The 24,070-nt window shown below is 64.6% G+C and carries 19 protein-coding genes and 2 tRNA genes; 16 read left to right on the top strand and 5 right to left on the bottom strand.

Going from position 1 to position 24,070, the window contains the following annotated elements:
* Positions 1-2: 2 nt before the first annotated feature.
* The 7 genes from HU825_RS14965 to HU825_RS14935 all read left to right on the top strand — a co-directional run bounded on the left by HU825_RS14965 (position 3) and on the right by HU825_RS14935 (position 11,245).
* Positions 3-1,898, top strand: coding sequence for an alpha/beta hydrolase family protein (locus HU825_RS14965; protein ID WP_234302370.1), 1,896 nt, complete (start codon positions 3-5; stop codon positions 1,896-1,898).
* Between the two features lie 100 nt (positions 1,899-1,998).
* A complete protein-coding gene (ercA, locus tag HU825_RS14960) occupies positions 1,999-3,162 on the top strand; it encodes an alcohol dehydrogenase-like regulatory protein ErcA (protein WP_043295524.1) in 1,164 nt (387 codons plus the stop codon).
* Entirely contained in the window at positions 3,146-4,837 is a 1,692-nt protein-coding gene (locus HU825_RS14955; RefSeq protein ID WP_234302369.1) for a hybrid sensor histidine kinase/response regulator, read from the top strand. The genes ercA and HU825_RS14955 overlap by 17 nt, the downstream gene beginning before the upstream one ends.
* The gene (locus tag HU825_RS14950) at positions 4,830-5,240 is read left to right on the top strand and encodes a hypothetical protein (RefSeq protein WP_223250056.1); all 411 of its coding nucleotides are present in this window, start codon (positions 4,830-4,832) and stop codon (positions 5,238-5,240) included. The genes HU825_RS14955 and HU825_RS14950 overlap by 8 nt, the downstream gene beginning before the upstream one ends.
* 85 nt (positions 5,241-5,325) lie before the next feature.
* On the top strand, positions 5,326-6,576 hold the full coding sequence (locus HU825_RS14945; RefSeq protein ID WP_431978435.1) for a TolC family protein: 1,251 nt from the start codon (positions 5,326-5,328) through the stop codon (positions 6,574-6,576).
* Positions 6,573-8,126: an efflux RND transporter periplasmic adaptor subunit gene (locus HU825_RS14940; RefSeq protein ID WP_234302368.1), complete on the top strand. Its 1,554-nt coding sequence runs from the start codon at positions 6,573-6,575 to the stop codon at positions 8,124-8,126. The genes HU825_RS14945 and HU825_RS14940 overlap by 4 nt, the downstream gene beginning before the upstream one ends.
* Positions 8,123-11,245 carry an efflux RND transporter permease subunit gene (locus HU825_RS14935; RefSeq protein WP_234302367.1) on the top strand — a complete coding sequence of 1,041 codons (3,123 nt, stop codon included), beginning with the start codon at positions 8,123-8,125 and terminating at the stop codon, positions 11,243-11,245. The genes HU825_RS14940 and HU825_RS14935 overlap by 4 nt, the downstream gene beginning before the upstream one ends.
* A gap of 46 nt (positions 11,246-11,291) precedes the next feature.
* On the opposite strand, the gene arsJ is transcribed toward HU825_RS14935, so the two are convergent.
* From arsJ to HU825_RS18790, 4 genes are all read right to left on the bottom strand, one after another.
* On the bottom strand, positions 11,292-12,506 hold the full coding sequence (arsJ, locus tag HU825_RS14930) for an organoarsenical effux MFS transporter ArsJ (protein WP_234302366.1): 1,215 nt from the start codon (positions 12,504-12,506) through the stop codon (positions 11,292-11,294).
* Between the two features lie 136 nt (positions 12,507-12,642).
* Complete coding sequence (locus HU825_RS14925) at positions 12,643-13,647, bottom strand: ArsJ-associated glyceraldehyde-3-phosphate dehydrogenase (RefSeq protein ID WP_234302365.1); 1,005 nt, start codon at positions 13,645-13,647, stop codon at positions 12,643-12,645.
* A gap of 29 nt (positions 13,648-13,676) precedes the next feature.
* Positions 13,677-14,393 carry an arsenical resistance protein ArsH gene (gene arsH, locus HU825_RS14920; RefSeq protein ID WP_234302364.1) on the bottom strand — a complete coding sequence of 239 codons (717 nt, stop codon included), beginning with the start codon at positions 14,391-14,393 and terminating at the stop codon, positions 13,677-13,679.
* Between the two features lie 38 nt (positions 14,394-14,431).
* Entirely contained in the window at positions 14,432-15,214 is a 783-nt protein-coding gene (locus HU825_RS18790; protein WP_284692196.1) for a metalloregulator ArsR/SmtB family transcription factor, read from the bottom strand.
* A 103-nt stretch (positions 15,215-15,317) separates the two neighbouring features.
* On the opposite strand from HU825_RS18790, the gene arsB reads away from it, so the two are divergent.
* The 9 genes from arsB (at position 15,318) to HU825_RS14865 (ending at position 22,076) form a co-directional block, all read left to right on the top strand.
* Positions 15,318-16,397, top strand: a complete 1,080-nt coding sequence (arsB, locus tag HU825_RS14905; protein WP_177325135.1) for an ACR3 family arsenite efflux transporter — start codon at positions 15,318-15,320, stop codon at positions 16,395-16,397.
* Positions 16,398-16,407: 10 nt separating this feature from the next.
* The gene (locus HU825_RS14900) at positions 16,408-17,412 is read left to right on the top strand and encodes a permease (RefSeq protein WP_234302363.1); all 1,005 of its coding nucleotides are present in this window, start codon (positions 16,408-16,410) and stop codon (positions 17,410-17,412) included.
* Between the two features lie 15 nt (positions 17,413-17,427).
* Positions 17,428-17,664, top strand: a complete 237-nt coding sequence (locus tag HU825_RS14895; protein WP_213663369.1) for a thioredoxin family protein — start codon at positions 17,428-17,430, stop codon at positions 17,662-17,664.
* Positions 17,661-18,530, top strand: a complete 870-nt coding sequence (locus HU825_RS14890) for a cation efflux transmembrane domain-containing protein (RefSeq protein WP_207619041.1) — start codon at positions 17,661-17,663, stop codon at positions 18,528-18,530. The genes HU825_RS14895 and HU825_RS14890 overlap by 4 nt, the downstream gene beginning before the upstream one ends.
* Before the next feature lie 227 nt (positions 18,531-18,757).
* Positions 18,758-19,402 carry a response regulator transcription factor GacA gene (gene gacA / locus HU825_RS14885; protein WP_008567755.1) on the top strand — a complete coding sequence of 215 codons (645 nt, stop codon included), beginning with the start codon at positions 18,758-18,760 and terminating at the stop codon, positions 19,400-19,402.
* Positions 19,402-21,225 (top strand): excinuclease ABC subunit UvrC, encoded by a 1,824-nt coding sequence (gene uvrC / locus HU825_RS14880; protein WP_234302362.1) that lies wholly within the window; start codon positions 19,402-19,404, stop codon positions 21,223-21,225. Before gacA ends, uvrC begins: the two co-directional genes overlap by 1 nt.
* Positions 21,226-21,258: 33 nt before the next feature.
* Positions 21,259-21,813, top strand: a complete 555-nt coding sequence (gene pgsA, locus HU825_RS14875) for a CDP-diacylglycerol--glycerol-3-phosphate 3-phosphatidyltransferase (protein ID WP_156714565.1) — start codon at positions 21,259-21,261, stop codon at positions 21,811-21,813.
* 67 nt (positions 21,814-21,880) lie between these two features.
* Positions 21,881-21,956: transfer RNA gene (locus tag HU825_RS14870), tRNA-Gly, on the top strand.
* A 46-nt stretch (positions 21,957-22,002) separates the two neighbouring features.
* Positions 22,003-22,076, top strand: a tRNA-Cys gene (locus tag HU825_RS14865).
* Between the two features lie 1,057 nt (positions 22,077-23,133).
* On the opposite strand, the gene HU825_RS14860 is transcribed toward HU825_RS14865, so the two are convergent.
* Positions 23,134-24,039 carry a LysR family transcriptional regulator gene (locus tag HU825_RS14860; protein WP_054094667.1) on the bottom strand — a complete coding sequence of 302 codons (906 nt, stop codon included), beginning with the start codon at positions 24,037-24,039 and terminating at the stop codon, positions 23,134-23,136.
* Positions 24,040-24,070: the final 31 nt, after the last annotated feature.

Here is a 24,070-nt window from a genome sequence, read left to right as displayed (position 1 = left end):
CCATGAGTGAGCGTGCGACGGTTCCCTATGGCTTCTGGCCCAGCGACTGGAGCGCCGAAAGCGCCGCCGCGGCCTGCGGCGATTTCACCGAGCTGCGCGCCGGGCATAACGGGCTGTTCTGGATCGCCTACGACCCCGGCGAGGCACGCTGCAGCCTGTGGTACTGGCGCGATGGCGGTGCACGCTGCCTGACGCCGGCCGGCTACTCGCTGCGCAGCCGGGTCTACGAATACGGCGGCGGCGCCTTCTGCCTGACCGCGCAGGGCATAGCGTTCGTCAACGAGGCTGACCAGCAGATTCACCTGCAGACCTTGACGGCGGAGGGTAGCCCCAGCCCGCCAACGCCGCTGACCGCCAACGGCGCCGGTCGCTATGGCGCGCTGCACTTCGATAGCTGTAGCGCTGCGATCCTGGCGGTAGAGGAGGACCACGCACAACAGCCCGTGCGGCATCGCATCGTCAGCATTGATCTGGCCGATGGCGCACGGAGGGTTGTGGCCGAGGGCGCGGATTTCTACTCCTCGCCTGTGACGAACCGCCAGGGCGACCGATTGGCCTGGATCCAGTGGAGCCGCCCCGAGCAGCCCTGGACGTTCACCAGCCTTTGGCTCGCGGAGCGCGGTGCCGACGGCGTCTGGGGCGCGCCCCATTGCGTAGCTGGGACTGAGGGTGAGGAAGCGTTGCAGCAACCGCGCTTCTGCGCCCTCGGCGAGCTGTATTGTCTGTCCGACCGCGCAGGCGGCTGGCAACCCTGGCGCGAGCGGGCGGGGCGCCTGCAGCCCCTCGAACTGGATATGGCGGCGGATGTCGACTGCGCGCCGGCGCCCTGGGAACTGGCGACCTGCAGCTACCTGCCGCTGGCTAACGGCGGCATGCTGCTGACCCGCATGAGCGATGGTCAGGGCCTGTTGTTCGAGTACGCCGACACGGGCAGGGTGCGGCAACTGGCCAACGATTTCTCGCGCTGCCGCCAGCTAACCGCCGACGACCACCACTTCTACTGCATCGTCGGATCGCCCGCGCACACCCCGGCGGTGCTGGCGATTGCGCGAGACAGCGGCAGCGTGCGGATACTCGCCGGCGGCGTACGACCGCTGCCCGACGATGAGCTTGCGCGTCCGCAGAGCCTGTACTTTGCCACCGGAGCCGCCGCCAGCGAACGCGCACATGCGTTCTTCTATCCGCCGTGCAACGCGCACTGCATCGGGCCGGACGGCGTGCGGCCGCCGCTGCTGGTATTCGTTCACGGCGGGCCGACGTCGGCGTGCTACCCGGTCTTCGATCCGCGTATCCAGTTCTGGACGCAGCGCGGTTTTGCCGTGGTCGACGTCAACTATCGTGGCAGCAGCGGCTTCGGTCGCGCCTATCGGATGCGGCTGCGCGAGCAGTGGGGCGTGCTGGATGTCGAGGATGCATGCCAGGTGGTCGATGCGCTGGCCAGGCGCGGCTGGATCGACGCCACGCGGGCCTTCATCCGCGGGTCAAGCGCTGGCGGCTATACCGCACTCTGCGCCCTGGCCGCCGATTCGCGCTGGCGCGGCGGCGCCAGCCTGTACGGCGTCAGCGACCCGCTGGCGCTGCGGCGCGGCACCCACAAGTTCGAGGGCGACTATCTGGACTGGCTGATCGGCGACCCGTACCAGGTGCCGCAGCGCTTCCAGCAGCGCGCGCCGTTGCACAATGCGGGACGGATCGAGGCGCCGGTGATCTTCTTCCAGGGCGGCCGCGATGCCGTGGTGCTGCCCGGCCAGACCGAGTCGATGGTAGCGGCACTGCGTGCACGCGGCGTTCCGGTCGAGTACCGGCTCTATCCCGAGGAGAGGCACGGCTTTCGCCAAGCGCGCCATTTGGCTGATGCGCTGACTGGTGAATGGCGCTTTTACCAGCGGCTGTTGTAGGCGCGGGCCGGCGACGGCCGGTCGCCTTTCGGTGGATTGCTTTAGCTGAGTAATGCAGTAGGCTTGCGCCGTTGTAACAAAAAATAAAAAGGCCGCAGTCATGAGCCCGAATATCAGCCTTCAGCGTAAATTCGTATCCCCTGAAATTGTCTTCGGCGCCGGCTGTCGGCACAGCGTCGGTACCTGCGCGAGCAACTTCGGCGCGCGCAAAGTGTTGCTGGTGTCCGACCCCGGCGTGGTCGCCGCGGGCTGGGTGGCCGACGTGCAGGCCAGCCTGGAGCGCCAGGGCGTCGAGCACCACCTGTTTACCGAGGTGTCGCCGAACCCCCGTTGCGAGGAGGTGATGCTCGGCGCCGAGGCCTACCGTAACCAGGGCTGCAACGTGATCGTCGCCGTCGGTGGCGGTAGCCCGATGGATTGCGCCAAGGGCATCGGCATCGTCGTCGCTCACGGCCGCCACATCATCGAGTTCGAAGGCGTGGACACCCTGCGGATTCCCAGTCCGCCGCTGATCCTGATTCCCACCACTGCTGGCACTTCGGCGGACGTCTCGCAGTTCGTGATCATCTCCAATCAGGATGAGCGGATGAAGTTTTCCATCGTCAGCAAGGCCGCCGTGCCGGACGTCTCGCTGATCGACCCGGAAACCACCCTGAGCATGGACCCGTTCCTCTCCGCCTGTACCGGTATCGACGCGCTGGTGCATGCCATCGAGGCGTTCGTCTCCACCGGGCACGGCCCGCTGACCGATCCGCACGCGCTGGAGGCGATGCGCCTGATCAACGGCAATCTGGTGCAGATGATCAGCAACCCGGCCGACCTGGCACTGCGCGAGCAGATCATGCTCGGCAGCATGCAGGCGGGCCTGGCGTTCTCCAACGCCATTCTCGGCGCAGTGCACGCCATGTCGCACAGCCTCGGCGGTTATCTGGATCTGCCCCATGGCCTGTGTAACGCAGTGCTGGTCGAGCATGTGGTCGCGTTCAACTACGACGCCGCGCCGGACCGCTTTAAGGTGGTCGCGCAGACGCTGGGCATCGACACTCGCGGGCTGAACCACCGGCAGGTGCGCGAGCGGCTGGTCAGCCACCTGATCAGCCTCAAGCAGGCGATCGGCTTCAACGAAAGCCTTGGGCTGCACGGCGTGCGGCTGACCGACATTCCGTTCCTTTCCCACCATGCGATGCAGGACCCATGCATCCTCACCAATCCGCGCTCGTCGACACAGAGGGACGTCGAGGTCGTCTATGCCGAAGCCCTCTGACGAGCAGCAGCGGGCGCTGACCCAGCTGCTCGGCTTCGGCAGCCATTCGGCGCGCAAGAGCCATTACCCGGAGCTGCTGGCGCGTCTGGAAGAGCTGGAAGCCGAGCGCAATCGCTACAAATGGCTGTTCGAGCACGCCGTGCATGGCATTTTCCAGGCCAGCCTGCAGGAGGGCATTCGCGCGGCGAACCCGGCGCTGGCGCGGATGCTGGGGTACGAGACCCCGGAAGAAGCGCTGTGGGCGCTGACCGATCTTTCGCATCACCTGTTCATCGGTGGCGAGGATGAGCTGCGGCAGATTCGCTACACGCTGAGCCAGCAGCACGGTCTGTTCGGCTATGAAACGCGATTGCGGCGTCGGGATGGCAGCGCCATCTACGTGCTCATGAACCTGCTGCTCAAGCCCGACGAAGATGGCCTGGTGGAAGGCTTCGTCGCCGACATCACCGAGCGCAAGCTCGCCCAGCTGCGCTTGCTGCAGCTCAACGAGCAGCTCGAACAGCGCGTCGCCGAGCGTACCTGCGAGCTGCGCGCTGCGCGCGATGCCGCCGAAGCCGCCAACTTGAGCAAGGACAAGTACCTGGCCGCCGCCAGCCATGACCTGCTGCAACCGCTGAATGCCGCGCGCCTGCTGATCTCGACCCTGCGCGAGCGCAAGTTGCCCGGCGAGGAACTCAACCTCGTCGAGCGCGCACATCAGGCGCTGGAAGGTGCCGAAGACCTGCTCACCGATCTCTTGGATATTTCCAAGCTCGATCAGAGCGCGATCAAGCCGGATATCGACACTTATCGCCTGGACGAGGTGTTGTTGCCGCTGGTTTCCGAATTCCAGCCGGTCGCCGCGGCGGCTGGCCTGCAGTTGGCGCATTTCATTCCGGCGTACGCAATCCAAAGCGATTTCCGTCTGCTGACGCGCATCCTGCGCAACTTCCTCAGCAACGCCTGTCGCTACACCGAACACGGCCGGGTGCTGCTCGGTGCACGCAAGCGCGGCGCTGCGCTGCGCATCGAGGTCTGGGACACCGGGCGCGGTATTCCCGCCGAGCAGATACAGTCGGTCTTCCTCGAATTCAACCAACTCAACGTCGAGCGTGCCGCCGAGCGGCGCGGCGTCGGCCTGGGCCTGGCGATCGTCGATCGTATTGCCAAGATGCTCGACTACCGCATCCAGGTGCGCTCACAACCGGGTCGCGGCTCGGTCTTCAGTATCGAGGTGCCGCTGGCCGAGGCGTTGCCGGCGCGCACGAGCGAGGTGCTGGGCGGCCTGCCGCAGCTGGGTAATCCGCTGCCGGGGCGGCGCCTGCTTGTGCTCGACAACGAGCTCAGCATCCTCCACAGCATGGCCGCGCTGCTCGGCCAGTGGGGCTGCGAAGCGCTCACCGCAACCGACGAAGCCAGCGCCCTGGAAGTGCTGCAAGGGCACGCGCCGGAGCTGATCCTTGCCGACTATCACCTGGACCTCGGGGTCACCGGCTGGGAAGTGGTGCAGGCGCTGCGCCTGCACTTCAACGCGGCGATTCCGCTGGTGATGATTACCGCCGACCGCAGCGACGAGTGCCGCAAACAGCTGCAGGGGCTTGGCGTGCCGGTGTTGAACAAGCCCGTCAAGGCCGGCAAGATGCGCTCCGTGCTCAGCCACCTGCTCGGCGAACGACCGTCCGCGGACGGTGCCTGAAGGCGATCTCGATCAAGTTCTTGTTAGCCCGTCCGCCGCTACACTGGCCGCCATGAAAACCTGTCTGTCGCTGTGCCTGCTACTGCTGATCAGCCTCGCGCTTCCCGTCAACGGACTGGTCGCGGCTGAGCGCATGGCGCAGCCTTGCACGATGCAACTGGCAGACACGCAACATGGCGCTATGCAGCACGTGTCGGACCCGCACGCCGGCCAGCATGGCGACCACGGGCACGACGGCAATCCGCAGTGCAAGAGCGGCCATCAGTGCAAGACCGGCTGCCTGTTGCAGTTCGACGTACCGCGCGCGGACGTCGATGCGCCGTCATCCCGGCTGATCGTCTACCTTCCCGACTTCATTCCTCCGCGTAACGGCGCCGACGTCTGGCGCCCCCCGTGCGCGTGATTCCCCATCCGAGCTGACTGGTCCGTCGCCTGGCGACTGGCCTCGCGCGTGCCCGTCCGGCACGCAGGATTTGAGGAATCCGCAGATGCAATCCCGATTGATGCGAGACATTCGCGTGCGCGCCGCTGTGGCCGCGTGCGTTCTGGCGTTGCCGGCTGCCGCCAGCGCGCTGAGCTTCGACGAGGCCCAAACGCTGGCCCAGCAACAGGCGCCGTCCCTACAGGCCGAAGCGGCCAAACTGCAGGCCGCTCGTAGCGACGCCGTACCTGCCGGCGAACTGCCCGACCCGAAACTGTTGCTCGGCGTACAGAGCGTGCCGATCGAGGGCAACGACCGCTGGAGCCTGGACCGCGACGGCATGACCATGAGCATGGTCGGTCTGATGCAGGACGTGCCCAACCGCGACAAGCGCCGTGCCCGGGTCGAGGTGGCGAATGCCGCTATCCAGCGTGCCGCTGCCGAGCGCGTGGTCGAGGCACTGAACGTGCGCCAGGCCACTGCTCAGGCGTGGATCGCCAGTCACACCATCGAGCGCAAGCTGGCGACCTTCGACGCGCTCTACGCCGAGAATCGCCTGCTCAGCGAAACCGTGCGGGCGCGGATTGCCGGCGGACGCGGACAGGCCGCCGACAGCGTGCTACCGCGCCAGGAAGCGGCCTTGCTCGACGAGCGCGCCGACGAGCTGCAACGCCAGCGTCGGCAGGCCCGCGCCGCGCTCGCCCGCTGGATCGGCGAAGCCGCCAGCGAACCGCTGGAGGGCAGCGTGCCGCACTGGCCGCTCGACGCCCCGGCGCTGCAGCGCGAGCTGCACCGGCATCCGCAACTGCAGGCTTACACGCCGATGACGCAGCAGGCGCAAGCGCGTATCCGCGAGGCGACCGCGGAGAAGAAACCCGACTGGAGCTGGGAAGTGGACTATCTGCGCCGCGGCCAGGAATTCGGCGACATGGTCAACCTGCAGGTCAGCTTCGACCTGCCACTGTTCACCAGCACGCGGCAGAACCCGCGCATCGCCGCCCGGCACGCCGAACTCAACCAGCTGGAAGCCGAGCGCGAGGCGCTGGAGCGGCAGTTCGCCGAGCAACTGGACAATGAACTGGCCGAGCTCGACCGCCTGCAACGCGCTCTGACGCGCACCCGCGAGGTGCTGCTGCCGTTGGCGCGCGAGCGTAGCGAGCTCAGCCTGGCCGACTACCGTGCCGGCCGGGGCGAGCTGGAGGCGCTGCTGACGGCGCGTCGTGAACTGATCGAAACGCGTCTGAAGGAAATCGACCTCGATGGCCTGCAGGCCATCGCTGCCAGCCGCCTGTACTTCGCCTATGGAGATGCGCAATGAGCCAGACCGTTCTCAAGACCGGCGTACTGATCGCCGTCACCACCGCGCTGGGGCTGGCTGGTGGCTACTGGTTGGCCTCGCGCCAGCCGCATGCCGCGCCGCAGGATCTAACCACCAGTGCCGCCAGCGAGCGCAAGGTGCTCTATTGGTACGACCCGATGGTGCCGCAGCAACGCTTCGACCAGCCGGGTAAATCACCGTTCATGGACATGGACCTGGTGCCACGTTACGCCGACGAGGCAGACGCCGCCGGCGCGCCAGCGGTGCGTATCGACGCCGACATCACCCACAACCTCGGCGTGCGTCTGGCCACGGTCAGCCGCGGCGAGCCGGCGCGCAACATCGAGGCCGTCGGGGTGCTGGGCCTCAATGATCGTGACGTGGCGGTGGTGCAGGCGCGCGCGGCAGGCTTCGTCGAGCGCGTCTACCGGCTAGCGCCGGGCGATGTGCTCACGGCCGGCGCGCCGCTGGTGGACCTGCTGATACCCGAATGGGTGGCGGCGCAAGAGGAATTTCTCGCGTTGCGCCGCAGCGGCGAACGCGCGCTGCTGGACGGTGCGCGCCAACGCCTGCGGCTGGTCGGCATGCCGGCCGAAGCGATCCGCCAGCTGGAGCGCTCCGGCCGGGTGCAGGCACTGCAGACCGTGCGTGCGCCCATCGGCGGTGTGCTGCAGGAACTGGACGTGCGCGAAGGCATGAACGTCGGCGCCGGCGCGCCGCTGGCGCGAATCAACGGGCTGGACAGCGTCTGGCTCGAGGTTGCGGTGCCTGAGGCGCAGGCCGGCGGCATTCGCACGGGGCAGGCGGCGACGGCGCATTTGCCGGCGCTGCCCGGTGAGCCAATCGCCGGCACGGTAACGGCGGTGCTGCCCGAGGCCACGGCGGCCAGCCGCACCCTGCGTGTACGGGTGGAACTGCCCAACGCCGGAGGTCGGTTGCGCCCAGGCCTTAGCGCGCGAGTCGAACTGGCCGAGCAGGGCGCGCAGAGTGCACTGCTGATCCCCAGCGAGGCGGTGATCCGCACCGGCAAGCGCGCGCTGGTTATGCTCGCCGAAGCCGGTGGCCGCTATCGCCCGGTGGAGGTGCAGCTCGGTGTCGACAGCGGCAGCCAGACTGCCATCCTGCAGGGGCTGGAGGAGGGCCAGCAGGTGGTCGCGTCCGGGCAGTTCCTGCTCGATTCTGAGGCCAGCCTGCGCGGCATCACTGCCGTTGCCGAGCAGCCGGCAGCGGCACATGAACATGCCGATTCCGCACCAGTCGAGCCTTCCACACACGCGATGCATGAGCCTGCTATGCCGATGCATGCGGCCCAGACGCCGATCGTCGCAGCGTTGCACGAGGCCGAAGGACGCATCGTCGAGCTCACCGCGCAGGGCGTGAAGGTCGCCCACGGCCCATTCAAGACCCTCGGCATGCCGGGCATGACCATGCGCTTTGCGGTGAAGGATGCTCATCTGCTGCACGGGGTGCAGGTCGATGACCGGGTGCGTTTCGCCGTGCGCGAGACTGGCGCCGGGTTGGTCATCGAGCAGCTGGAGCGGCTGCCATGATCGCCGCGCTGATTCGCTGGTCGGTGGTCAACCGCTTTCTGGTACTGCTGGCGACGCTGCTGATGACCGCGGTGGGCATCTGGTCGCTGCGCACCACGCCAATCGACGCGCTGCCGGACCTGTCCGACGTGCAGGTGATCATCCGCACGCCGTATCCGGGACAGGCGCCGCAGATCGTCGAGAACCAGATCACTTATCCGCTGACCACCACCATGCTCTCGGTGCCCGGGGCAAAGACGGTGCGCGGCTATTCGTTCTTCGGCGACAGCTTCGTCTACGTGCTGTTCGAGGATGGCACCGACCTGTACTGGGCGCGCTCACGAGTGCTGGAGTACCTGAGCCAGGTGCAGAGCCGGTTGCCGGACGGCGCCAAACCGTCGCTGGGCCCGGACGCGACCGGTGTCGGCTGGATCTACCAGTACGCGCTAGTCGACCGCAGCGGCACGCACGACCTGGCGCAACTGCGCAGCCTGCAGGACTGGTTCCTCAAGTTCGAGCTGATCACCCTGCCGAACGTCGCCGAGGTCGCCACCATCGGCGGCATGGTCCGCCAATACCAGGTGCTGCTCGACCCGCTGAAGCTGGCCAGCTTCGGCATAACCCAGGCGCAGGTGACCGAGGCCATCGGCAGCGCCAACCAGGAAACCGGCGGTGCGGTGCTGGAACTCGCGGAAACCGAGTACATGGTGCGCGCCTCGGGCTACCTGCAGACGCTCGACGACTTCCGCCAGATTCCGTTGCAGCTCAGCGCCGCCGGGGTGCCGGTGACGCTCGGCGATGTCGCGCACATTCAGCTCGGCCCGGAGATGCGCCGCGGCATCGCCGAAATGGACGGTGAAGGGGAAACCGTCGGTGGCGTGATCATCCTGCGCAGCGGCAAGAACGCGCGGGAAACCCTGGCGGCCGTGCATGCCAAGCTCGACGAGTTGAAGAAGAGCCTGCCGCAGGGCGTGGAGATCGTCACTACCTACGACCGCAGCCAGCTGATCGACCGCGCGGTGCACAACCTGAGCTTCAAGCTACTGGAGGAGTTCATCGTCGTCGCACTGGTTTGCGGGCTGTTCCTCTGGCACCTGCGCTCATCGCTGGTGGCCATTGTCTCGCTGCCGATCGGCGTGCTGCTGGCCTTTGCGGTGATGCGTTACCAGGGCATCAACGCCAACATCATGTCGCTGGGCGGCATTGCCATCGCCATCGGCGCGATGGTCGATGCAGCGGTGGTGATGATCGAGAACGCGCACAAGAAGGCCGAGGCCTGGCGGCATGCCAATCCCGGCCGGACACTGGAAGGCGAGGAGCACTGGCGGGTGATGACCGAGGCGGCGCAGGAGGTCGGCCCGGCGCTGTTCTTCTGCCTGCTGATCATCACGCTGTCATTCATACCGGTGTTCACCCTCGAAGCGCAGGAAGGCCGGCTGTTCGGCCCGCTGGCGTTTACCAAGACCTACGCGATGGCTGCTGCTGCCGGGCTTTCGGTGACGCTGGTGCCGGTGCTGATGGGCTACTGGATTCGCGGCCGGCTGCCGGATGAGACGCGCAATCCGCTCAACCGCGGACTGATCCGGGTTTACCGGCCGGCGCTCGACGCGGTGCTGGAGTATCCGAAAACCACCCTGGTCGCCGCGCTGCTGATCCTGGCGACCACGCTGTGGCCGATGACTCGGCTGGGCGGCGAGTTCCTCCCGCCGATGGACGAGGGCGACCTGCTCTACATGCCGTCGGCACTGCCGGGGCTGTCGGCGCAGAAGGCCGCGCAGCTGTTGCAGCAGACCGACCGGATGATTCGCACGGTGCCGGAAGTTGCCACGGTGTTCGGCAAGGCCGGGCGCGCCGAGTCGGCTACCGACCCGGCGCCGCTGGAAATGTTCGAGACCACCATTCAGTTCAAACCGCGCGAGCAGTGGCGCGCCGGCATGACCCCGGAGAAACTGGTGGAGGAGCTGGACCGCGCGGTGCAGGTGCCGGGACTGACCAATATCTGGATTCCCCCGATCCGCAACCGCATCGACATGCTTGCCACCGGCATCAAGAGCCCCATCGGGGTCAAGATCGCCGGCGCCAATCTGGAGGAAATCGACCGGGTCAGCCAGCAGGTCGAAGCCATTGCCAAGACAGTGCCGGGCGTCAGTTCGGCGCTCGCTGAGCGATTGGTCGGCGGGCGCTACATCGATATCGACATCGACCGTCAGGACGCCGCGCGCTACGGGCTGAACATCGCTGACGTGCAGGCCATCGTCGCCGGCGCCATCGGCGGCGAAACCGTCGGCGAAACAGTGGAAGGCCTGGCGCGTTACCCGATCAGCGTGCGTTACCCGCGTGAATGGCGCGACTCGCCGCAGGCTCTGGAGCAGTTGCCGATCCTTACGCCACAGGGCGCGCAGATCACCCTCGGCAGCGTGGCGCGGGTGCGTATCAGCGATGGCCCACCGATGCTGCGCAGCGAGAACGCGCGGCTGTCCGGCTGGGTGTACGTCGATGTGCGCGGGCGCGACATCGCCTCGGTGGTGGCGGACCTGCGGCAGGCGGTGAGCGCCGGCGTCGAACTGCAACCGGGCATGAGCCTGAGCTACTCCGGCCAGTTCGAGTACCTCGAACGCGCCAACGAGCGGCTCAAGCTGGTGGTACCGGCGACGCTGCTGATCATCTTCGTGCTGCTCTACCTGACCTTCGGGCGTATCGATGAGGCGCTGCTGATCATGCTCACGTTGCCGTTCGCGCTGACCGGTGGCGTCTGGTTCCTCTACCTGATGGGCTACAACCTGTCGGTGGCGACCGGCGTCGGCTTCATCGCCCTGGCCGGGGTGGCGGCGGAGTTCGGGGTGATCATGCTGCTGTACCTCAAGCATGCCTGGAGCGACCGTCAGGAGGCCGACCGGCATGACGAGGCGGCGCTGTGCGAGGCCATCCGCGAAGGCGCCGTGCAACGTGTGCGGCCCAAGGCGATGACCGTCGCGGTGATCGTCGCCGGTTTGCTGCCGATCCTGCTCGGTGCCGGTACCGGCAGCGAGGTGATGAGCCGCATCGCCGCACCGATGGTCGGTGGCATGTTGAGCGCGCCGCTGTTGTCGCTGTTCGTGTTGCCGGCGGCCTATCGGTTGATGCGCCGCCCGCGCCGCTAGTCCGGCGGGGCAGCGGCGGGCATGCGATGCTCGTCCGCTGCCTCGTCTACGCGTGCTGACGTGGCAGGCCGAGGGAAACCAGCGCGGCGAACAGGACGAATGCACTGGAAATCCACAGGCAGGCCGTGAGTCCATAGGCCTGATAGACCCAGCCGGAAAGCAGCGTGCCGAGCAACCGGCCGAGGGCGTTGGACATGTAGTAGAAGCCGACGTCCAGCGACACGCCGTCAACCTTGGCATAACTGACGATCAGGTAACTGTGCAGCGCGGAATTCACCGCGAACAGGGCACCGAATGCCAGTAGGCCGACGATCAGCACGGTCTGCGCTGGCCAACCGCCGGCGAGGCCCAGCGCGATGGCTGCCGGTAACGCAGCGAGCGGCACCGCCCAGGCAAAGGCGGCGCGGCCACCCGGTGCCTGACCTCGGCGCTTGCCGGTGAGGTAAGGCGCAAGGCTCTGCACCACGCCGTAGCCGATCACCCAGACGGCGAGGAAACCGCCGACCTGCCAGACATCCCAACCGAACACGCTGGCGAGATAGACCGGCAGGGCAACGACGAACCACACGTCGCGCGCACCGAACAGGAACAGCCGCGCGGCCGACAGCACGTTGATCGCCCGGCTCTTGGACAACAGATCGCGAAACTTCGGCTTGGCCTTGGCTTTGCCGAGGTCCTGCTTCAGGAGCGCCAGGCTGGCGAACCAGATCAGCGCCAGCACGGCTGCCATCGCCAGCAGCGCGCCCTGGAAACCGAGCACGGCGAGCAGGGCGCCGCCAAGAAAGAAACCGACGCCCTTGAGCGCATTCTTCGAGCCGGTGAGGATCGCCACCCACTTGTACAGCGTGCCTTGCTGTCCGTCGGCCACCAGCAGCTTGATCGAACTCTTGGCGCTCATCTTGTTGAGGTCTTTGGCAATGCCGGACAGCGCCTGCGCGGCCATCACCCAGGGTACGGTGAGCAGCGCGGCTGGCACCGTGAGCATCAGCAACGCCGCCACCTGCATGCCCAGGCCGATGTTCATGGTGCGATTGAGCCCCAGGCGTGCGCCGAGATAGCCACCCACCAGATTGGTCACCACCCCGAAGATTTCGTAGAACAAGAACAACGCCGCGATCTGCAGCGGCGTATAGCCCAGCGCATGAAAATGCAGCACCACCAGCATGCGCAGCGCGCCATCGGTGAGGGTGAATGCCCAGTAATTGCCGGTGATCAGTAGGTACTGGCGGATTTCGGGAGAGAGGCGGGTGAGGGCGCGCATGAACGGTTCCAGGCCGGCGTGATGGGTAGCAGGTGGAAAAGGCCGGTGGCCGTTTTCCACCCTACGATCCGCGATCGATACCGTAGGGTGGAAAAAACGCGCTCAGCGATCTTCCACCTGAACGGCAAGGCCGGCCTCAGCCGGCCAGAGCGACCTTGCGCGCCAGTTCCACGGTGCGATTGGCGTAGCCCCACTCGTTGTCGTACCAGGCGTAGATCTTCACCTGCGTGCCGTTGACCACCATGGTCGACAGCGCATCGATGATCGATGAACGCGGGTCGGTGCGGTAATCGATGGAAACCAGCGGGCGTTCCTCGTAGCCGAGGATGCCCTGGAGCGGACCATCGGCAGCAGCTTTGAGCAGCTGGTTCACTTCCTCGACGCTGGTGGCGCGCTCGACCTCGAACACGCAGTCGGTCAACGAGGCGTTGGCCAGCGGCACCCGCACCGCGTGGCCGTTGAGCTTGCCGCGCAGCTCGGGAAAGATTTCCGCGATCGCCGTGGCCGAGCCGGTGGTGGTGGGGATCAGGCTCATGCCCGAAGCGCGGGCGCGGCGCAGGTCCTTGTGCGGCTGGTCGAGGATGCTTTGCGTGTTGGTCAGATCGTGGATGGTGGTGATCGAGCCGTGACGGATGCCGAGCGACTCGTGGATGACCTTGACCACCGGTGCCAGGCAGTTGGTGGTGCAGGAGGCGGCGGTGACGATGCGGTGTTGCGTCGGGTCGAACAGCTGGTCGTTGACGCCCATGACGATGTTCAGTGCGCCTGGTTCCTTGACCGGCGCGCTGACCACCACACGCTTGACGCCCTGGTCGAGGTAGCCCTGCAGTACCGCGACCGTCTTCATCTTGCCGCTGGCCTCGATCACCAGATCGCAGCCGCTCCAGTCGGTGTCGGCGATGGCTTTGTTCGCGCTGACCCGGATGCGCTTGCCGCCGATCACGATGCAGTCGCCTTCGCTGCGCGCCTCATGCTGCCAGCGACCGTGCACGGAATCGAAGTTGAGCAGGTGGGCGTGGGTCGCGGCGTCGCCGGCCGGATCGTTGACTTGCACGAACTCCAGCTCCGGCCAGCCCCATGCTGCGCGCAGGGCCAAGCGTCCGATGCGGCCGAAGCCGTTGATGCCTACTTTGATGGTCATGATCGAGTCTCTGACGGATTGATAGCCTGTTAGATGCTGCGCTGGTTGACGCGGCGGGACAGCTCTTCGGCCGATTCCTTGCGTTCGGAATAGCGGTCGACCAGATACTCGGCTTGCCCGCGCAGCAGCAGGGTGAACTTGAGCAGCTCTTCCATCACGTCGACCACGCGGTCGTAGTAGGACGAAGGCTTCATGCGGTCATTCTCGTCGAACTCCTGCCACGCCTTGGCTACGGAAGACTGGTTGGGGATGGTGAACATGCGCATCCAGCGTCCGAGTACGCGCATCTGGTTGACCGCGTTGAATGACTGCGAGCCGCCGCAGACCTGCATCAGTGCCAGGGTCTTGCCCTGCGTCGGGCGCACCGCACCGAGCGTCAGCGGCACCCAGTCGATCTGCGCCTTGAACACCGCGCTCATCGCGCCATGGCGCTCCGGCGAGCACCACACCTGGCCTTCGGACCACTGCATCAGTTCGCGCAGTTCCCGCACCTTGGGATGGTCATCCGGTGCGTCGTCCGGCAGGGGCAGGCCGGCGGGGTGGAAGATGCGTGTCTCGGCGCCCATGCTTTCGAGCAGGCGCGCGGCTTCCAGGGTCAGTAGCCGGCTGAACGAGCGCTCGCGGTTGGAGCCGTAGAGCAACAGGATGCGCGGCGAATGGGTGGTGGGCGCATCGATGACGCCGAGCTTGTCCATGCTGGGGGCGTCGAGCAGTTCGGCATCGATATTGGGCAGGTCGTTGGACATGGGCTTCATCCGGTAAAGAGGTGGGTGCAGGCCGCGTTTCAGTCGCAGGCGGGCTTGCGGCCAGGCCGGTCGCGCATCTGCCAGAGGCGTTGCACGTCCTGACGCAGCCATTCGATGTTGTTCGCCAGGGTCGCTTTGAGCATGTCCGTGACCCATGCCGGCAGTTGCGGATGCAGGCGGTAGTACACCCATTGGCCGTTACGCCGATCCTCCAGCAGGCCGCAGCTGCGCAGCAGCGCGAGGTGGCGGGAAATCTTGGGCTGGACCTGGTCCAGTGCCGCGGTCAGTTCGCACACGCACAGTTCCTGCTCCAGACTGACGAGCAGCGCGATACGCGTACGGGTTTCGTCGGCCAGGCATTTGAACAGCTCGACGGGCGATAGCGAATCGCTCTGCGCGACTGCACGGGTTGGTTTGCTGGTGATCAGCACGAACATCCTCAGCCGTTCGTGGATATCCTGCAGCGTCCTGCGATAGGCATCCGGCTGCGTACTTGCCGCCGGATCGGCGAAGTTCCAGGCGATGTACTCGCCGGTACCGGGAAGCGACAGGCACTCCAGCGCGGATTTATCACACAGGGTGATCACATAGTCGAAAGGCTGGCCCGCAACCTGCTCGATGGACTTGCTGACAAGCCCCTCGGTTGACACGCCCAGGTGTTCCAGTGCTTCGCGGGTGCGGGGATCCACTTGGGTGGGAGCGGTACCAGCACTGACGGCCTCGAAGTGCTCGGAGTCGATGTGGCGCAGCAACGCTTCCGCCATTTGCGAGCGCGAGGAGTTCGCCACGCAGAGGAACAGGACACGTTTTCTCCGACTCATGTTGATCCTCGTCAGACTGGTATATGGCTGAATATATTATTTTGAATATATACGGTAAAGCGAATATCGTGATCGTCAATTTGTGTATCAAGGTGGACAGCAAATGACAAATGCATGTGAGGTCGCCATGAAGCGGTCCGCGGCGGCTCCGCTGGGCTTCTTCGAGCGCTACCTGACGGTGTGGGTATTCCTGTGCATTGCCTTCGGCACGGCGCTCGGGCTACTCGTGCCGGAGGCCGCGCAGGCTGTGGGAGGCATGGAGATCGCGCAGGTCAACATCCCGGTGGGTGTGCTGATCTGGGTGATGATCGTCCCGATGCTGATGAAGATCGACTTCGGCGCGCTGCATGAGGTCCGCGAGCAGAAGGCCGGCATGGCCGTGACGTTGTTCGTCAACTGGGGGGTCAAGCCGTTCAGCATGGCGCTGATCGGCTGGCTGTTCATCAAGGTGCTGTTCGCCAAGTGGCTGCCGGCCGACGAGCTGGACAGTTACATGGCCGGACTGATCCTGCTCGGCGCCGCACCCTGCACGGCGATGGTGTTCGTCTGGAGCTATTTGTGCAACGGTAACGCCAACTTCACTATCACCCAGGTGGCGCTCAACGACCTGGTGATGGTGTTCGCTTTTGCTCCCATCGTTGCGTTGCTGCTCGGGGTGACATCCATTCCGGTGCCGTGGGATACATTGCTGCTCTCGGTGGTGATGTACATCGTCATCCCGTTGGTCATCGCCCAGTTCCTGCGCGCGCGGCTGATGAAGCGCGGAGAGGCGCATTTCCAGGCGGTGCTGGCGAAGGTTTCACCGTTCTCCATCGTCGCTCTGTTGGCCACGCTGGTGCTGTTGTTCTCCTTCCAGGGCAAGACCATCGTCGCGCAGCCGCTGGTGATCGGCATCCTTGCCGTGCCGCTGCTGCTGCAGACATTGTTCATCGCCGCGCTCGGCTATTGGCTATGCCGCCGTCTCAGGGTTCGCCACGACGTGGCTGGTCCGGCGACCATGATTGGCGCTTCCAACTTCTTCGAGCTGGCGGTGGCGGTGGCCATCGTCCTCTATGGTTTCGATTCCGGCGCGGCGTTGGCCACGGTGGTCGGCGTACTGATCGAAGTTCCGGTGATGCTCTGGCTGGTGCGCATGGTCAACAGCAGCCGCGCCTGGTACGAGCGCGCCTTGCCGCGCAGCTGAGGAACGACTCATGGAAATCTTCAAGTGGCTGAACGACCAGTTGTTGCGCATGGACTGGCTGGCGTCTCTGGTGCGGCTGCTGGTGGAGGACATACTCGGCCTGGACATGGCCAGCCGGATCGGCGGCAGTCTGCATTTCTTCATCTATGACGTGATCAAGATCTTCATCCTGCTGTCGGTGCTGATCTTCGGCCTCTCCTGGATTCAGAGCTATTTCCCGCCGGAGCGCACGCGGCGCATCCTTGGCCGCATGCACGGCTTTCGGGCCAACCTCGCTGGCGCATTGCTGGGAACGGTCACGCCGTTCTGCTCCTGCTCGTCGATCCCGCTGTTCATCGGCTTCACCAGCTCGGGATTGCCGCTGGCGGTGACCTTCTCGTTCCTGATCTCCTCGCCGCTGGTCGATCTGGCGTCGATGATCCTGTTGGCCAGCATCTTCAACTGGTCGATTGCGCTGGCCTACGTGGTAGTGGGCATCGTGCTGGCAGTGATCGGCGGGACGCTGATTGGCAAGGCTGGGATGGAGCAGTACGTCGAGGCCTTCGTCACGCAACAGAAGGTCCTGGACCTGCCACAGGAACAGCTCACCCTGCGCGACCGCCTGACCTACGCTCGCGAGCAGGTGGGAGAGATCATCCGCAAGGTTTGGCTGTATATCCTGATCGGCGTGGGCATCGGCGCTGCCATTCACAACTGGATTCCGGCGGGTCTGATCGAAAAGGTCATCGGCCAGGACAACTGGTGGTCGGTGCCGCTGGCCACGCTGGTGGCCGCGCCGATGTACGCCGACATCTTCGGCACTCTGCCGATCGCCGAGGCGCTGGTCGCCAAGGGCGTTGGCCTGGGCACCGTACTGGCGTTCATGATGTCGGTCACCGCGCTGTCGCTGCCGTCGCTGATCATGCTGAAAAAAGTGGTCAAGGCGCCGCTGCTGGCGCTGTTCATTGCCATCGTGCTGATGGGCATCATGCTGATCGGCTACCTGTTCAATGCATTTGCTTACCTGTTCATCTGAGATAGGAGTTTCGCCATGCTGATCAAGATCCTGGGTTCCGGTTGCAGGAAGTGCGTGACCCTGGCCGATAATACGCGCCAGGCGCTGGCAGCGCTGGGGCGCGAGGCGGAGGTGGTCAAGGTGACCGACTTCGGCGAAATTGCCCGTTACGGGGTGATGAGCACGCCGGCGCTGGTCATCGATGAGACAGTCGTGTCGGCGGGCAAAGTGTTGACGGCCGATGAAATCGCCGCGCTGATTCAGGCGCGATGAGTGACTGCGGTGGCCGCTGCAGTTGCGCGTCGACTTCTGAGGTAGCGCACGTGCCTGCGGACGGCGGTCGCTGGGTCAGCCTGTTCAACGTGCCGAAGATGGATTGCCCGGCGGAGGAGCGGATCATCCGCATGGCCCTAGACGGTCACGTGTCGGCAGGCGGCCTAACATTCGATCTTCCCGCCCGGCAGCTGCGGGTTGCGCATGACGGTTCCATCGAGCCGATTGCCGAGCGGCTGGGTAATCTCGGGTTGGGGGCGACGCTGCTCGAAACCCGCGCGGCGTCGGTCGATGCCCAGCCGGCCAGCGCGAACGAGGCCGGCGAAGCGCGGACCCTGAAGCTGCTGCTGGCGATCAATGCCTTCATGTTCGTGGCCGAGATGTTCGCCGGACTGATTGCCCAGTCCGCCGGGCTGATCGGCGATTCGCTGGATATGTTCGCCGACGCCGCCGTCTACGGGGTGGCGCTGTATGCAGTTGGCCGTGGCGCCCAACTGCAGATGAACGCCGCGCGGCTCGCCGGTCTGCTCCAGTTGCTGCTTGCCATTGGGCTGCTGATCGAAGTGGGGCGGCGCTTCGTCTTCGGCAGCGAACCGCAGTCGCTGTCGATGATGGTCGTCGCCAGCATCGCCTTGCTGGCCAACGTGCTCTGCCTGCTGCTGATTCACCGACATCGCGAAGGCGGCGTGCATATGCGTGCCAGCTGGATATTTTCCGCCAACGATGTGCTGATCAATGCCGGTGTGATCGTGGCCGGAGCGCTGGTCGCCTGGAGCGGATCGCGCTACCCGGACCTGCTGATTGGCAGTCTGATCGGAATCCTGGTCGCGCTGGGCGCACGGCGAATACTGGCGTTGCGGCCCTGAATGGTCTGCACTCCATAGCCAATGGCTTACAAGCATTGCGCTGTAGGTTCTGGCTGACAGGTGGCGCCAAACGCTTTGCGTCGCGGGTCGTAGCCATTTTGGCGGAGTGCCTGCGACGATTTTTCGTCACCTCGGATGAGGCGAGGTTGGCATTTTCTTTGGTACAGTTCGCCGTTATCACGAAGCGCGCAGCCAGCCAGCTTTGAATTGCATTGACGAGGTGTCTGTTGATTAGGGTGCTGGTGGTAGACGACCACGATCTGGTTCGCACGGGCATTACCCGCATGCTGGCCGATATCGACGGGTTGTACGTGGTTGGTCAGGCTGACTGCGGCGAGGAGGCGATCAAGCAGACTCGCGAACTCAAGCCGGACGTGGTTCTGATGGACGTCAAGATGCCCGGCATCGGTGGCCTGGAAGCCACTCGCAAACTGCTGCGCAGCCACCCGGATCTCAAGGTCATCGCCGTTACGATCTGCGAAGAGGATCCGTTTCCGACACGCTTGTTGCAGGCCGGCGCGGCCGGGTATCTGACCAAGGGCGCTGCGCTGGAAGAGATGATTCGTGCGATCCGCATGGTTTTCGCCGGCCAGCGCTACATCAGCCCGCAGATCGCCCAGCAGCTGGCGCTCAAGTCCTTCCAGCCGCAGCAGAACGGCTCGCCGTTCGATCTGCTGTCCGAGCGGGAAATCCAGATTGCGCTGATGATCGCCAACTGCCAGAAGGTCCAGGCGATCTCGGACAAGCTCTGCCTGTCGCCGAAAACGGTGAACACCTACCGCTATCGGATCTTCGAGAAGCTCTCGATCACCAGTGATGTCGAGCTGGCACTGCTCGCCGTACGCCACGGCATGGTCGACACCATCAACTGATGGCCAGCGGATTCGATTCATCCGCCTTCCTGGCGGCATGCAGCGGGCATCCCGGCGTATACCGGATGTTCGATGCCGACGAAAAACTGCTCTACGTCGGCAAGGCAAAGAATCTCAAGAAGCGCCTGGCCAGCTATTTCCGCAAGACCGGCCAAGCGCCGAAAACCGCCGCGCTGGTGGCAAAGATCGCCCAGGTGGAAACCACCATCACGGCGAACGAGACCGAGGCGCTGCTGCTCGAGCAGACGCTTATCAAACAGTGGCGGCCGCCGTACAACATCCTGCTGCGCGACGACAAATCCTATCCGTACGTGTTTCTTTCCGCCGGTGAGTTTCCGCGCCTGAGCATCCATCGCGGCGCGAAGAAGGAGCCAGGGCGCTATTTCGGTCCCTATCCGAGCGCCGGCGCGATTCGCGAAAGCCTGGGGCTGCTGCAGAAGGCCTTCCTGGTGCGCCAGTGCGAGGACAGCTATTTCCGCAACCGCACCCGGCCCTGTCTGCAATACCAGATCAAGCGCTGCAAGGCGCCCTGCGTAAAGCTGGTGGATCCGACCGAGTACGCCGAGGATGTGCGTCACTCGGTGATGTTCCTCGAAGGGCGCAGCAATGCGCTGGCCGAAGAGCTGTCACGCAACATGGAGCAGGCGGCGATGAACCTGGAGTTCGAGCGCGCCGCCGAGATTCGCGACCAGATCGGCATCCTGCGCCGCGTTCAAGACCAACAGAGCATGGAAGGCGGCAATGGCAACGTCGATATCGTCGTCGCCGCCGTAAGCCCGGGCGGTGCATGCGTGCATCTGATCAGTGTGCGTGGCGGGCGGGTGCTCGGCAGCAAGAATTTCTTCCCCCAGGTTGCCATCGAGGAGAGCGTCAGCGACGTGCTGCAGGCGTTTCTCGAGCAGTATTACCTCGGCTCGAGTGAGCGCGACTTGCCGGGCGAGCTTATCGTCAATGCCGTGCATGAGGACTTTCCCACGCTGGTCAGCGCGATCGCGGAATTGCGCGGCAGCGAGCTGAGCATCGTGCATCGCGTACGCGGCACGCGCGCCCGCTGGCAACAGCTGGCGCTGACCAATGCCGAGCAGGCGCTGTCGGCACGACTCGCCAATCGCCAGCACCTGTCGGCGCGTTTCGAAGCGCTGGCCGAGGCGCTGAAGCTCGACGAATTGCCGTCACGCCTGGAATGTTTCGATATCAGCCATTCCAGCGGCGAGGCAACGGTGGCGTCCTGCGTGGTGTTCGGCCCCGAGGGGCCGCTGAAGTCGGACTACCGCCGCTACAACATCGAAGGCGTCACCGCTGGAGACGATTATGCGGCGATGCACCAGGCGCTCTCGCGGCGTTTTCGCAAGGCGGCCGAAGGCGAGGGCAAGCTGCCCGACATCCTCTTGGTGGACGGTGGCAAGGGCCAGCTCAACATGGCGCGCGAAGTGCTGGAAGAGCTGGCGGTGCCCGAGTTGATCCTGCTCGGCGTGGCCAAGGGCGTCACCCGCAAGCCCGGCCTGGAAACCTTGTATCTCAACGACGCGGCGCACGAATTCACGCTGCCGGCCGACTCGCCGGCGCTGCATCTCATCCAGCAGGTGCGGGACGAGGCCCACCGTTTCGCCATTACCGGCCACCGTGCGCGACGCGGCAAGGCTCGGCGCACATCGAGCCTGGAAGACGTGGCAGGCATCGGACCGAAGCGGCGACGCGAACTGCTCAAGCACTTCGGTGGTCTTCAGGAACTGTGCCGTGCCAGCCTGGACGAGATCGCCAAGGCGCCGGGTATCAGTAAAAAGCTTGCCGAGTCGATTTATGCCGCTCTGCACAGTGAGTAGAATCACCGCCAATTTCGCTGATCAGTGGTACCGATGAATATTCCAAACCTGCTCACCGTGCTGCGCGTGCTGCTGATCCCAATCTTCATTCTGCTGTTCTACCTGCCATTTCACTGGAGCTATCTGGCCGCCAGCGCAGTGTTCACCATTGCCGCAGTGACAGATTGGCTCGACGGCTACCTGGCCCGTCGCCTGGAGCAGAGCACCCCATTCGGCGCCTTCCTCGATCCGGTGGCGGACAAGCTGATGGTGGCGGTCGCCCTGGTGCTGCTGGTCGGCGAGCATGCCAACCTGTGGCTGACACTACCGGCAGCCATCATCATCGGGCGTGAGATCGTCGTCTCGGCGCTGCGCGAGTGGATGGCCGAACTGGGTGCGCGCGCGCAGGTAGCCGTCTCCAATCTCGGTAAATGGAAAACCGCAGCGCAAATGGTGGCGCTGGTGATCCTGCTGGCCAATCCGCCAGCTCTGACGATCTGGGTCAGCCTGGGCTACGCGTTGCTCATCGTCGCCGCCGGATTGACGCTGTGGTCGATGATCAACTACCTGAACGCGGCCTGGCCTCATCTGAGCGCTGAAAAGAAATAAACTTTTTTAATCAAGGGCTTGACGCCGCGCTCCGATCCTATAGAATGGCGCCCGTCACCAAGACAACGCGGGAATAGCTCAGTTGGTAGAGCACGACCTTGCCAAGGTCGGGGTCGCGAGTTCGAGTCTCGTTTCCCGCTCCAATTTGTTGTAGATGACGCCGCAGAGAATGCGGCGTCATTGTTTTGAGGCCGGTTGGCAGAGTGGTTATGCAGCGGATTGCAAATCCGTGTACGCCGGTTCGATTCCGACATCGGCCTCCAGTATCGAAAGCCCCGCAAGTTAACGCTTGCGGGGCTTTTTGTTTGAGGCATGAAAACTAATAGCTCCTCGCATATCAATCCCGGCATCCTGCCGATGCCAAGCTCCGCGCGGTTGCGTGAAGCCGGGTAGCTGGTTATAGTCCTGCGCCGTCGCGATCCACCCTAGCGACCACCGCCAGCGCTCCGCACGGATGGCGAAATGGGTATACGCAAGGGACTTCGAATCTCCCGTGTAAAGTTTTTTGCTTGTTCAGCTGGTTCAAAAGCCGGTGGAGACAAGGGGTTGCGAGCGGTAGCGTCGCAGTCAGTCTCTACGGACCAGGTGTCGGCTAGCGGTACGTGGATTTACGCGTTGCACACTACGCCCGAGTGGTGAAATCGGTAGACACAGGGGACTTAAACAATTTGAGCCTTCGGAGGGAAACGTCCGAAGTGAAGCCCGTCAAACTCGGCGAAAGCCCTGGGCACTCAGTGTCCGAGCCAACGCCGAGCCAAGCCCAAGCCCAGCTTGGGAAGGTGTAGAGAGCAGACGGCGGGCACCTACGGCCGCAAGGCTATGGTGAAGGCGTGCTCCAGCCCACGAACGCCCGGCAGTTTGCTGGACGGCGGCGAAAGCCGAAGTGGGAAGAAAATCCCTCGCCAGCAATGGCATGCCGGTTCGAGTCCGGCCTCGGGCACCAAATTAGAAGCCGACCTTGCAGATGCAAGATCGGCTTTTTTATTGCGGTTCGTACACGACCTAGCCCGCAGGCGAAACTGCATCCTCGAGCTGGCCAACGTGACCATCGGGTCGCTACGACGCAGCTTTCGATATCAAATTGCCGTGTCGAGAGCGCGGCAGACTGTGAGCGTATTTCCGACCGGCGACCTCGCCGGGATATTCGTGCGCTCACAAATGGAGCTCAGCGCTGCCGATGATGTTTGGCTCCCGCGGATCAATGACAAGCTGACGCAAGGCGATCTACGGGCTGTACTGGCCGCTCATTCCCGACTGCGTTGCTAATGGGCGCGAGCGTTGTGCGGGTATTTTCCTTGCACACCCAATGCGATCCCAACGCTAGGACCAGAACTCGATCAGGGCCCGATGAAACGCATGCGCCACTGGTCCAAGAGGCTCATCCAACCGGTGCGCCAGATAGACCTCAGACACCACCTCGCTGTTTCGCCCGAGATCCGGAATGCCGAGGCGCACGAGTCGCCCGTGATCCAGGTCCTCCTGTACCTGCCATGCAGGGAGGCGGCCCCAGCCTAGGCCCGCTCGGATGAGGGCCAGCTTCGCGTCTTGGGTGTTGACGCGGCAGGTATAGGGCGACAGGACACCGAATGAGCGGCCTTCCGACAACGGGGTCGGATCGATCAGCACGATCTGCTGATGGCAGGCGAGATCGGGCAAACCGAGCGACGTGCTTTCGCCCCGTTTGGCGAGTGGGTGATCAGCCTGCACAACGGCGATCTGCCGAACCGAGCCAATGGCTTCGAGCGCAACCCTAGGATTTCTAAAGTCCTCACCCACCAGGATCGCGAGCGTGCAGCGCTTGTTGTCCAGAGCCTCGATAGGCCCTCCCAAAGGCAGTGATTCAAGGCGAAAGGTCGTCGAAGGATATTGCGTACATGTCGCGGTGATCGCCTGCGCCACCACGGTGATCGGAAACAGCGTGTCCGCCACCAGTGAAAGCTCCAGTTCAACACCTTCGCCCAGCGCCTTGGCGCGCGCGCGCATGGCATCTGCTCTGAGCAGAATGTCGCGTGCATTGGCCAGCAAGGCTTCTCCCGCTGGCGTCAGGACCGGGCGATAACCGGAGCGGTCAAACAACTGAAGGCCCAACTGCGCTTCCAGGTTTGCGATCGAGTGGCTGATCGCCGACTGCACGCGCAGCAGGCGTGCGGCGCTTGCGCGGAAGCTGCCGGTGTCTGCAACGGTGACAAACGTGCGGATCTGATCCAGCGTCAGTCCATCCAACATGATCTTTTCCGTAGATCGAGTTGGTTAGTTT

The sequence above is a fragment of the Pseudomonas phenolilytica genome (assembly GCF_021432765.1).
GTDB lineage: Bacteria > Pseudomonadota > Gammaproteobacteria > Pseudomonadales > Pseudomonadaceae > Stutzerimonas > Stutzerimonas phenolilytica.
Note: the sequence above shows the minus strand (reverse complement) of the source record. Positions and strands in the feature narration are given on the sequence as shown.

Bases quoted from the DNA above. Each gene is read 5' to 3' on its own strand.
- HU825_RS14965 (WP_234302370.1), top strand. From the start codon at position 3: ATGAGTGAGCGTGCGACGGTTCCCTATGGCTTCTGGCCCAGCGACTGG.
- ercA (WP_043295524.1), top strand. From the start codon at position 1,999: ATGAGCCCGAATATCAGCCTTCAGCGTAAATTCGTATCCCCTGAAATT.
- HU825_RS14955 (WP_234302369.1), top strand. From the start codon at position 3,146: ATGCCGAAGCCCTCTGACGAGCAGCAGCGGGCGCTGACCCAGCTGCTC.
- HU825_RS14945 (WP_431978435.1), top strand. From the start codon at position 5,326: ATGCAATCCCGATTGATGCGAGACATTCGCGTGCGCGCCGCTGTGGCC.
- HU825_RS14940 (WP_234302368.1), top strand. From the start codon at position 6,573: ATGAGCCAGACCGTTCTCAAGACCGGCGTACTGATCGCCGTCACCACC.
- HU825_RS14935 (WP_234302367.1), top strand. From the start codon at position 8,123: ATGATCGCCGCGCTGATTCGCTGGTCGGTGGTCAACCGCTTTCTGGTA.
- arsJ (WP_234302366.1), bottom strand. From the start codon at position 12,506: ATGCGCGCCCTCACCCGCCTCTCTCCCGAAATCCGCCAGTACCTACTG.
- HU825_RS14925 (WP_234302365.1), bottom strand. From the start codon at position 13,647: ATGACCATCAAAGTAGGCATCAACGGCTTCGGCCGCATCGGACGCTTG.
- arsH (WP_234302364.1), bottom strand. From the start codon at position 14,393: ATGTCCAACGACCTGCCCAATATCGATGCCGAACTGCTCGACGCCCCC.
- HU825_RS18790 (WP_284692196.1), bottom strand. From the start codon at position 15,214: ATGAGTCGGAGAAAACGTGTCCTGTTCCTCTGCGTGGCGAACTCCTCG.
- arsB (WP_177325135.1), top strand. From the start codon at position 15,318: ATGACAAATGCATGTGAGGTCGCCATGAAGCGGTCCGCGGCGGCTCCG.
- HU825_RS14900 (WP_234302363.1), top strand. From the start codon at position 16,408: ATGGAAATCTTCAAGTGGCTGAACGACCAGTTGTTGCGCATGGACTGG.
- HU825_RS14895 (WP_213663369.1), top strand. From the start codon at position 17,428: ATGCTGATCAAGATCCTGGGTTCCGGTTGCAGGAAGTGCGTGACCCTG.
- HU825_RS14890 (WP_207619041.1), top strand. From the start codon at position 17,661: ATGAGTGACTGCGGTGGCCGCTGCAGTTGCGCGTCGACTTCTGAGGTA.
- uvrC (WP_234302362.1), top strand. From the start codon at position 19,402: ATGGCCAGCGGATTCGATTCATCCGCCTTCCTGGCGGCATGCAGCGGG.
- pgsA (WP_156714565.1), top strand. From the start codon at position 21,259: ATGAATATTCCAAACCTGCTCACCGTGCTGCGCGTGCTGCTGATCCCA.
- HU825_RS14860 (WP_054094667.1), bottom strand. From the start codon at position 24,039: ATGTTGGATGGACTGACGCTGGATCAGATCCGCACGTTTGTCACCGTT.